The sequence below is a fragment of the Kitasatospora sp. NPDC059722 genome, from assembly GCF_042733235.1.
GTDB lineage: Bacteria > Actinomycetota > Actinomycetes > Streptomycetales > Streptomycetaceae > Kitasatospora.
In genome coordinates, this window is the sequence record NZ_JBHWGD010000158.1 from 1 (window position 1) to 9012 (window position 9012).

Consider the following 9012-nt stretch of genomic DNA (forward strand, 5'->3'; position numbering starts at 1 on the left):
CCACAGACACCCACAGACCCCCCCGCGGTCCCGCTGGAGGCCGGCCGCCCCGCCCAGCTCCACCCCTACCGCGGCCCCCTCGCGGGCCTGCTCACCGTCGAGGTCGAGTTCGACAGCACCGCCGAGGCGACGGCCTTCGAGCCCCCGGACTGGTTCGGCACCGACGTCACCGGCCGCAGCGAGTACAACAACCGCAACCTGTGCCTGCGCGGCACCCCGCCGACCGAGGAGCCCACCGCCTGACGGGCCGGCCCGGCACGCGACGCCCCACCGGAACACCGGAACACCGGAACACCGGAGCCGAGCCGGTGGGGCGTCGCGCCTGCGCCCCGGTACGACCGCGCGGCCCCGGCGGAGGTCCGGGGCCCCGGATCAGGCGCGGGTCAGTTCGAGCACCGGGATGACGCGGATGCCGGCGGTCTGGCGGGCGTACTCGGCGAAGCCCGGGTAGCGCCGGGCCTGCTCGGCGTACACGCGGTCGCGTTCGTCGCCGGTCAGCTCGCGCACGGACACCCGGTACATCTCCGTCCCGCGTTCGACCGTGCCCTCGCCGGCGGCGGTGAGGTTGCGGTACCAGTCCGGATCGGTGGGTGCTCCGCCCTTGCTGGCGAAGACGTAGACGATGTCCGGGTCGTCGTCGTGCGGCAGGCACATCATCGGGGCGACGTACTCCTTGCCGCTCGTGCGTCCGCGGTGGTGCACCAGGACGAGCGGAGCCCCCTCGAAGGGCCCGCCGACCAAGCCGCCGTTCGCTCGGAACTCCGCGATGGTCCTCGCGTTGAAGTCGAGCGGTTCACTCATGCCGAACTCCTGACTCTGATGGTGCCGGGTGTGACCGAGCCCTTCCCCCAGCCTGCCCCCTTCAGTCCCGGACGCGGGCCCCGACACCGGATTCGGGCTCGGGTAGCCTCGGGCGGAGCTCGTCGAGTTGAAAGGCACGATGCCATGACCTCTCTGCTCCTCTCCCGCCGCGACCTCGACTTCCTGCTGTACGAATGGCTGGACGTCCCGTCGCTCACCGGGCGGCCGCGCTACGCCGACCACTCGCGCGAGACCTTCGACGCGGCCCTGGACCTCAGCGAGCAGGTCGCCACCCGGCACTTCGCGCCGCACAACAAGCGGAACGATGCCGAGGAGCCGCGCTTCGACGGCGAGCGGGTCCACCTGATCCCGGAGGTCAAGGAGGCGCTGGCCGTCTTCGCCGGCACGGGCCTGCTCGGCAGCGCGATGGACTACGAGGTCGGCGGCGCGCAGCTGCCCTCCGTCGTGGCCAGCGCCTGCTTCGCGTGGTTCCAGGCCGCGAATCCGGGGACGTCCGGCTACCCGTTCCTCACGGCGGGCAACGCCAACCTGCTGTTGGCGCACGGCAGCCGGGAGCAGGTCGACACCTACGTCCGGCCCATGCTGGAGGGACGGTTCTTCGGCACCATGTGCCTGTCGGAGCCGCAGGCCGGCTCCTCGCTCGCCGACATCCGCACCCGGGCCGAGCCGCAGGGCGACGGCACGTACCGGCTGTTCGGGAACAAGATGTGGATCTCGGGCGGTGACCACGAGCTCGGCGAGAACATCGTCCACCTGGTGCTGGCCAGGATCCCCGGCGGGCCGCCCGGCGTGAAGGGCCTGTCGCTGTTCATCGTGCCCAAGGTGCTGGTCGCCGCCGACGGCTCGCCCGGTGAGCGCAACGACGTCGTGCTCGCCGGGCTCAACCACAAGATGGGCTTCCGGGGGACCACCAACACCCTGCTCAACTTCGGCGAGGGCGTCCACCGGCCGGGCGGCGGGCCCGGTGCCGTCGGGCACCTCGTCGGCGAGCCGCACCGCGGACTGGCCTACATGTTCCACATGATGAACGAGGCCCGGATCGGCGTCGGACTCGGTGCCACCGCGCTCGGCTACACCGGCTACCTGCACGCCCTGGACTACGCCCGCACCCGCCCCCAGGGCCGTCCGCTCACCGGCAGGGACCCGGACGCGCCCCAGGTGCCGATCATCGCCCACGCCGACGTGCGCCGCATGCTGCTCGCCCAGAAGTCCTATGCGGAGGGCGCGTTGGCGCTCGTCCTGTACTGCGGCCGCCTCCTCGACGAGGAGCGCACCGGCGCGTCCCCCGAGGACCGGGCCCGCGCCAAGCTCCTGCTGGACGTCCTCACGCCCGTCGCCAAGAGCTGGCCCTCCCAGTGGTGCCTGGAGGCCAACAGCCTCGCCATCCAGGTGCACGGCGGCTACGGCTACACCCGCGAGTACGACGTCGAGCAGTTCTACCGCGACAACCGGCTCAACCCCATCCACGAGGGCACCCACGGCATCCACGGCCTGGACCTGCTCGGCCGCAAGGTCGTCATGGACGGCGGCGCCGGGCTGCGCCTGCTCGTGGAGACGGTGCATGCGACGATCGCCCGCGCCAAGGGCGTCGGCGGCGACGCGGCCGAGTACGCGGCGCGGCTCGACGAGGCCGTCCAGCGCGTCGTCTCGGTCACCCGGCGGCTGTGGTCGACCGGTGACCCGGAGACGGCCCTGGCCAACGCGAGCATCTACCTCGAAGCGGTGGGCCACACCGTCGTCGCGTGGCTGTGGCTGGAGCAGCTCCTCGCCGCCGACGCCGGCAGCGGGCCGTTCTACGAGGGGAAGCGCCACGCCTGCCGGTTCTTCTTCCGCTACGAATTGCCCAAGACCGAGGCGCAGTTCAAGCTCCTGGAGAGCCTGGACCGCACCACGGTCGAGATGCCCGACGACGCGTTCTGAGCCTGCCGGAATCGCCGCATGCGCATTCTGATCATCACCGCCGGTTCCCGGGGGGACGTCGCGCCGTACACGGGCCTGGGGCGCCGCCTGCTGGAAGCGGGCCACCAGGTGGCCGTGGCCGCCCACCCGTCCTTCGCCGCGCTCGTCGGCGGGTGCGGCCTCGGCTTCCGGCCCGTGCCGGTGACCCGCACGGGCTGATCCGGGACCGCGCCCGGGCCGCGTCGCGCGTGGAGGTCCGGGCGCTGACGAGGGCGTACGCGGACGGACTCGCCGGCGGTCGCGGACGCGGTGGCCGACGGGACCGACCTGCTGCTCACCGCCTTCGGCCCGGCACCGCTCGGCCGGACGGCGGGCGAGGCGCTCGGCGTCCCCGTCATCGGCGCCTACCTGGTGCCGGCGATCGCCACCGCCGAATTCCCGCTGCCCAACGCTCGGGACACCGGCGCGGGTAACCTCGCCGCGGGCCGGGACGTGCTGCAGCGCGCCGAACGTGCCTTCGCAGGCGCAGCAACCCGCCTGCGCGCCCTCTTTGGCCTGCCCGCCGACCCGTCCCGCGGCCGCGGCGCGGCCGAGCTCGCCCGTGGGATCGCCGCGGAGGACGGCGCCGTTCCGCTCCTCGCCCGCATCGGTCGTGGGTAGCCACGCGGCCTCTTCTGGCAAGTTCTCGTCAAGCCGCCCCGGAAGATCACCTCGCCCGGTAGGGTCCCGACTTGTTACCGGGGAGTAGCCACTGGGGTGACCCGGGTGTGGGGGTGTGTGGGTGACGACGTTGGGCCGGCTGCTGCGGGAGCTGCGGCGTGCTGCGGGACTGACTCAGGAGGAACTTGCCGAGGCCGCGGGGTTGGCGGCCAGATCGATCAGGGATCTGGAGCGGGGCCGCCGGGAGCGGCCGCAGCGCCGCACCCTGGAGGTGCTGGTGTCGGCGCTGGGCCTGGCGGAGGCGGAGGCCGCCGCGCTGTTCGCCGCCGGCCGCTCCGGCGGGCCGGCCGGCTCCCGCGTCGACGACCGCGCGAAGAGAGCCGAACTGCTCGACCGGCAGGGCCAGTTGGCGGCCCTGGAACGCGCGGCCGGTGACGCCCGGGCCGGTCGGGGCGGGGTCGTGCTGGTGCGCGCGGGCGCGGGCATGGGGAAGACCTCGCTGCTGAACGCCTGGGCCGCCGCCGAGCAGGCGCGCGGGTTCCGGGTGGTCCGGGCCGCCGGGGGAGAGCTGGAGCGGGACTTCGCCTTCGCGGTGCTGCGGCAGCTGGCCGATCCGCTGCTGGCCCGAGCCGGTGCGGCCGGCCGGGAGCGGCTGCTGTCGGGCCCTGCCGCGCCGGCCTCGCACGTCCTGCGCTTGGACGGTGTGGACGGCGTGGACGGCGAGGGCGGAGGTTTGTCGCCCGAGGCGTCCCTGGGTGTGCTGCACAGCCTGTACTGGCTGATGGTGCACGTCACGGACGACGGGCCGGTCGCCCTCGTGGTCGACGACGCCCACTGGGCGGACGGCCCGTCCGTCCGGTGGCTGGACTACCTGGCGCGGCGCCTGCGCGGCCTCCCGCTGCTGCTGGTGCTGGCGGCCCGGCCGCACAGCGGGACGGAGGCCGAGCCGTTCCTGGAGCGGATCGCCGGGCAGCCGGACTGCCTGCCCGTCGACCTGCCGGCGCTGGACGCCGGCAGCGTTGCCGGGCTGGTGGGCGCGAGCCTGGGGCGCGACGCCGGGCCGCGGTTCGTCGCCGCCTGTGCCGAGGCGAGCCAGGGAAACCCGCTGCTCCTGCGGGAGTTGCTCCGGACCCTGGCCGACAACGGGATCGAGCCCGAGGACGGCCACGCGCCCCTGGTCGAGGAGTTCCGGGGCAGGATCCTGGCGGCCACCGTGGTCAAGCGGCTGGCGGGCCAGCCCGAGCCGGCCCGTCGGCTGGCCCGGGCCCTGGTGGTGCTGGGCGACGGCGTCGCCTGGCACCACGCGGCCGAACTGGCGGGGCTCGGTGAGGCGCAGGCCCGCGAGCACGGCCGCCGTCTGCGGCGGATCGGGGTGCTGGCGCCCGGCGAGGTGGCACGGTTCGACCACCCCCTGGTCCGGGCCGCGATCGCCGAAGCCGTCGTCAGCCCGGTGGAGTCGGCCGCCGCACACGCGCAGGCGGCCGAACTGCTGCGACGCGAGGGCGCGGGCGAGGACGTGGTGGCCACCCACCTGCTGCTGGCCGAACCGAGCGGCGAGGCCTGGCGGGTGGAGGCACTGCGGGAGGCCGCACGGGTGACACGCGGCCGAGGCGCGCCGGAGATCACCGCGACCTACCTGCGCCGGGCCCTGCGGGAGCCGATGCCCGCCGACCGGCGCGGCCCGCTGCTCCTGGAGCTGGGCGCGGCCGAGCTGCAGGTCGACGTCGCCGCGGCCAGGCATCAACTGGCCCGGGCCTCGGAGGCGTTGACGGACCCGTACGCCCGGGCCGAGGCGGCCTACCTGCTCGCGAACGCGCTGTTCCTCGGGCACCGGCACGCCGACGCGACCGAGGTCCTCACCCGCGCGGTGGAGGATCTGCGGCAGGCGGAGGACGGCACCGGGATCGCCCGTGAGGTGTCGTGGTACCTCCAGGCCCAGATGCTGGTGATCGGGTACGAGCAGTTGTCCACCGTCCCCGCGGCCCGGGAACTGGCGGGCCGGCTGTGGGAGGAGAAGCTTCCCGGTGACACGCCCGGCGAGTGCGCGGTCCTGGCCGCGCTGTCCGCTTCGGGAGTCACCGGTGACGCCAGTGCCGCGGTCACCGACGACCTCCTCGACCGGGCCCTGCGCGGCGGGCTGGCGGGCGTGGACCAGGCGCAGATGCTCGTCAGCCTGGCCGGCCTGTCCTTCGTCACCACCGACCGGCTCGACGACGCGGCGGCGCGCTTCGACCACATCGCCGAGGTGGGCGGGCGCTGGGGCTCGTTCCTGATGGTGTCGGCGGCGATGGTGTGGCAGCTGACGGTCCGGCTGCGCCGGGGGCGGATCCCGTCCCTCACGCCGGACTTCGGTCATCCCGCCACGACGGCGGGGGAGGGCCTGGAGCCCCGGGTGCGGCTGGCGCTGATGGCCCAGACGGGGGAGGCGCTGATCGAGCGCGGCGAGCTCGCCGCGGCGGCGGGCGTCCTGGTGCCGGACGCCGACACCGAGCGGGTGGGCTGGACGTGGCAGGGCCCGATGGTCCTCGCCCGCAGCCGCCTGCACGCGGCGCGGCGCAATCCGGCGGCCGCGCTGGCCCTCCTGCTGGAGTACGGCGCGCAGGAGAAGCGGGCGCGGGTGTCCAACCTGGCGATGACGCCCTGGCGTTCGCGTGCCGCGCTGCTGCACCTGGCGCTCGGGCAGCGGGAAGAGGCGTTCCAACTCGCGACCGAAGAGATGGAGTTGGCTCACCGCTGGGGCACCGATCGGGTGATCGGCGTGGCGTCGCGCTGCCTGGGCGTCGTCGTGGGCGGCCCCGAGGGGGAGGCCCTGCTGCGGGAGGCCGTCACCGTGCTGGAGCGCTCCCCGGCCCGCCTGGAACTGGCCCGAGCGCAGTACGAGTTGGGGGTGGCCCTGACCCGCACCGGCGAGACCGATCGGGCCCGCCACGTCCTCACCGAGGCGCTGGACCTCGCCGGGACCTGCAGCAGCGTCCTGCTGGCCGGCCGGGTCCGCCGGGCGCTGGCCGCCGTGGGGGTGCGGCCGGAGGCCGAGCGGGCGGTGGCGCCGAGCCTGTCGCTGACCGAGTACCGGCTGCTGGAGCTGATCGGCGCCGGTCACAGCGACCGCCAGGTCGCGCAGGCCCTGCTGCTGACCCCGCAGGACGTGACCGGCATGGTGGAACGCGTGGTCCGTGCGCTGGGCGTGACCGGCCGGGCGGACCTGGGAGCGCACTCCCGGTAGGCGTCGGCGGGCTCGGACCTCCCGCTCCGGGGAGGTCCGAGCCCGTTCAGCGGGTCTCCTTACCGGAACTGCTCCCACGGCCCGATGCCGTCGGCCCGGGCGCGCAGCTCGCCGTAGCTGTCCCCGCCGTAGGCGAGCTCGGCGGACACGTACTTCCCGTTGGCCGCCGACTTGACGGCGTAGCTGCCGCCGCCCACGGGCTCGACGGTGTACTGCTCCCACGGACCGAGGACGTCGGCGCGGGCGCGCAGTTCGGCGTAGTCGGTGCCGCCGAAGGCGAGCTCGGCCGAGACGAACCGGCCGTTGGCGGCCGACCGGATCGCGTACAGGCCGTTGCGGTTGTTGCGGCACAGGTTGTACTGCTCCCACGGGCCGACGCCGCCGGAGCGGGCGCGCAGCCCGGCGTAGGCGTCGCCGCCGCGGGCGAGTTCGGCCGACACGAACAGGGTGTCGGCGGCCGACCGCACGGGGGTGGACTCCGTCACGCAGGCGGTCTCGTCCGGTGCGCCGTTGCCCAGCGTGCCGTTCAGGTACGTCTGGTAGGCCTGGAGCGCCGCGACGGACCGGTCGAGACCGGGCGCGGCGACCGGGAGTTCGTTCCAGGTCAGCTCGCGCTGGTAGCCGTGCCGCCAGCCCCGGGTGTGCACCCCGTCGGTGCGCGGGGTGTCGCTGCCCGGGTCCTTGGCGTCGATGTTCTGCCCGTTGTCCTCGAAGGACTGCAGCGCGTAGGCGCCCCAGTCCTCGGCGCCGCCCCAGGCGAACAACTGGAGGTAGGACGTGGGGTAGTTGAGGCTCTGCATCGTGATCGCGCCCTCGTTGCCGCCCACGTAGCCCGCGACCTTCTGCTTCGCCGGGTTGAAGAGCGTGAAGCGGCCGCGGTCCCCGATCCGGATCCACTGGCAGTACGGGTCGGAGGCGTCGAACTGCCGCAGCCGGACGGTGTCGTCCGAGGCGCTGGCGCACAGGTCGTGATCGGGCCAGGCGCCGCTGGTGAGGTACATCGGCCCGGTCACCGACTGCGTCCAGGTGGCCGCCGAGGCCGGCGTCGCGGGCAGGCCGGCCACGCCGACCGCGGCCAGGCCGGCGGCGACGGCGGCGGTCCGCAGGCGCCGCGCGACGGAGCCGGCGGTACGCAGGAATCCACTCATGGTCGGTCTCCTCAGCTCTTCGGGGTCAGCGCGTAGTGGACGGTCTGGGTCTGGATGAGCCCGTCGCGGAAGACGAACGTGTCCACGCCGTGCGCCCGGTTGGTGTCGGAGTCGGCGTACCAGTCCAGGAAGAGGACGTCGCCCTCGAAGGTCTGGGTCACCAGGTCCCACTCGGCCTTCGGGAGGTCGGCGAACAGCCGGGCGAAGCCCTCGCGCACGCCGTCGCGGCCGTGCCGGACGCCGGCGGGGGTGATGAAGGCCGCGTCGGGGGCGTAGTTGGCGGCGATCCCGTCGAGGTCCTGGGCGAGGAGCGCCTTGCCGTGGCTGCGGAAGATCTCCTGGGGGGTTCGGGCACTGGGGTCGTTCATACGCGGCACCTTCCTGTCCTCGGTGAGGGGGATGGTCACTTGACCGCGTTCAGCAGAACATCGCGGCGGCCGGGTGGACCAGGAAGAAGCACCGGACGGTTCACCGGAAGGACGACCGGAAGAACCCGCGAACCCGCAGGCCGGCAACGGAACTTCCGCCCGGAGAACGCCACGAGCCCTGGCAACCGGGGGCACCCGGTGCCGGGGGGGGTGTTGGCGGCGCCCGCGCGGGCGAACGCGGGCTTGGCGGTGAGCAGCTCGGTGATCTCCTTGGCGAGGTGCGGGCCGAGCTCGCCCCAGCCCTCCTTGTAGCCGTAGACGCCGGCCAGCGAGCGGGCCTCGTAGTCGCCGTTCATGATCTCGATGTCGTTGGCCGTGATGAGGCCCGGGTGCGCGACGCCGAGGGCGCCCGAGACCTTGAGCAGCTCCCGGCGCAGCGTGCGCAGGTAGACCGCGGCGCGGGTGGACTTCGAGGCCGGGTCCAGGCCGCGGGCCAGCCACTGGTTCTGGGTGGCGATGCCGGTGGGGCACTTGTCGGTGTGGCACTTCTGCGCCTGGATGCAGCCGATCGACAGCATGGCCTCGCGGGCCACGTTGATCATGTCGGCGCCCAGGGCGAACGCGACCGCGGCGTTCTCGGGCAGGCCGAGCTTGCCGGAGCCGATGAATGTCAGCTCGTCGGTCAGCCCGAGCTCGGCGAAGGTCCCGTACACGCGGGAGAAGCCCATCCGGAACGGGAGCGCCACCGAGTCGGCGAAGATCCGCGGCGCCGCGCCGGTGCCGCCCTCGCCCGGGTGGAGCATGTGGATGTGTAACACCCCGTACCCTCGGGACGTCACTGAGTGGGGATCTGTCGGGTGACGCCGTATCCAGAAGGCGGTGTGGTGGGCGG

Annotated in this window: 7 protein-coding genes and 2 pseudogenes; 5 read left to right on the forward strand and 4 right to left on the reverse strand. The window is 74.0% G+C overall.

What is annotated here, in order from left to right; all coding sequences use genetic code 11:
- Positions 1-243: pseudogene (locus ACFV4F_RS40815) on the forward strand (hypothetical protein); the annotation flags it as partial.
- Between the two features lie 129 nt (positions 244-372).
- Here the strand turns inward: ACFV4F_RS40815 and ACFV4F_RS40820 are convergent.
- Positions 373-801 carry a nitroreductase family deazaflavin-dependent oxidoreductase gene (locus ACFV4F_RS40820; RefSeq protein WP_380510618.1) on the reverse strand — a complete coding sequence of 143 codons (429 nt, stop codon included), beginning with the start codon at positions 799-801 and terminating at the stop codon, positions 373-375.
- 144 nt (positions 802-945) lie between these two features.
- On the opposite strand from ACFV4F_RS40820, the gene ACFV4F_RS40825 reads away from it, so the two are divergent.
- The 4 genes from ACFV4F_RS40825 (at position 946) to ACFV4F_RS40840 (ending at position 6604) form a co-directional block, all read left to right on the forward strand.
- Positions 946-2742 (forward strand): acyl-CoA dehydrogenase, encoded by a 1797-nt coding sequence (locus ACFV4F_RS40825; protein WP_380510621.1) that lies wholly within the window; start codon positions 946-948, stop codon positions 2740-2742.
- Between the two features lie 18 nt (positions 2743-2760).
- Entirely contained in the window at positions 2761-2940 is a 180-nt protein-coding gene (locus ACFV4F_RS40830; RefSeq protein ID WP_380510624.1) for a glycosyltransferase, read from the forward strand.
- 90 nt (positions 2941-3030) lie between these two features.
- A complete protein-coding gene (locus ACFV4F_RS40835; RefSeq protein WP_380445907.1) occupies positions 3031-3381 on the forward strand; it encodes a hypothetical protein in 351 nt (116 codons plus the stop codon).
- A 121-nt stretch (positions 3382-3502) separates the two neighbouring features.
- Positions 3503-6604 carry an ATP-binding protein gene (locus ACFV4F_RS40840; RefSeq protein WP_380510626.1) on the forward strand — a complete coding sequence of 1034 codons (3102 nt, stop codon included), beginning with the start codon at positions 3503-3505 and terminating at the stop codon, positions 6602-6604.
- Positions 6605-6663: 59 nt separating this feature from the next.
- On the opposite strand, the gene ACFV4F_RS40845 is transcribed toward ACFV4F_RS40840, so the two are convergent.
- The 3 genes and pseudogenes from ACFV4F_RS40845 to ACFV4F_RS40855 form a co-directional block, all read right to left on the reverse strand.
- On the reverse strand, positions 6664-7752 hold the full coding sequence (locus ACFV4F_RS40845; protein WP_380510629.1) for a hypothetical protein: 1089 nt from the start codon (positions 7750-7752) through the stop codon (positions 6664-6666).
- Positions 7753-7763: 11 nt separating this feature from the next.
- Positions 7764-8120 carry a nuclear transport factor 2 family protein gene (locus ACFV4F_RS40850; protein WP_380445904.1) on the reverse strand — a complete coding sequence of 119 codons (357 nt, stop codon included), beginning with the start codon at positions 8118-8120 and terminating at the stop codon, positions 7764-7766.
- Positions 8121-8359: 239 nt separating this feature from the next.
- Positions 8360-8911, reverse strand: a pseudogene (locus tag ACFV4F_RS40855) (glutamate synthase-related protein); the annotation flags it as partial.
- Positions 8912-9012 lie beyond the last annotated feature (101 nt).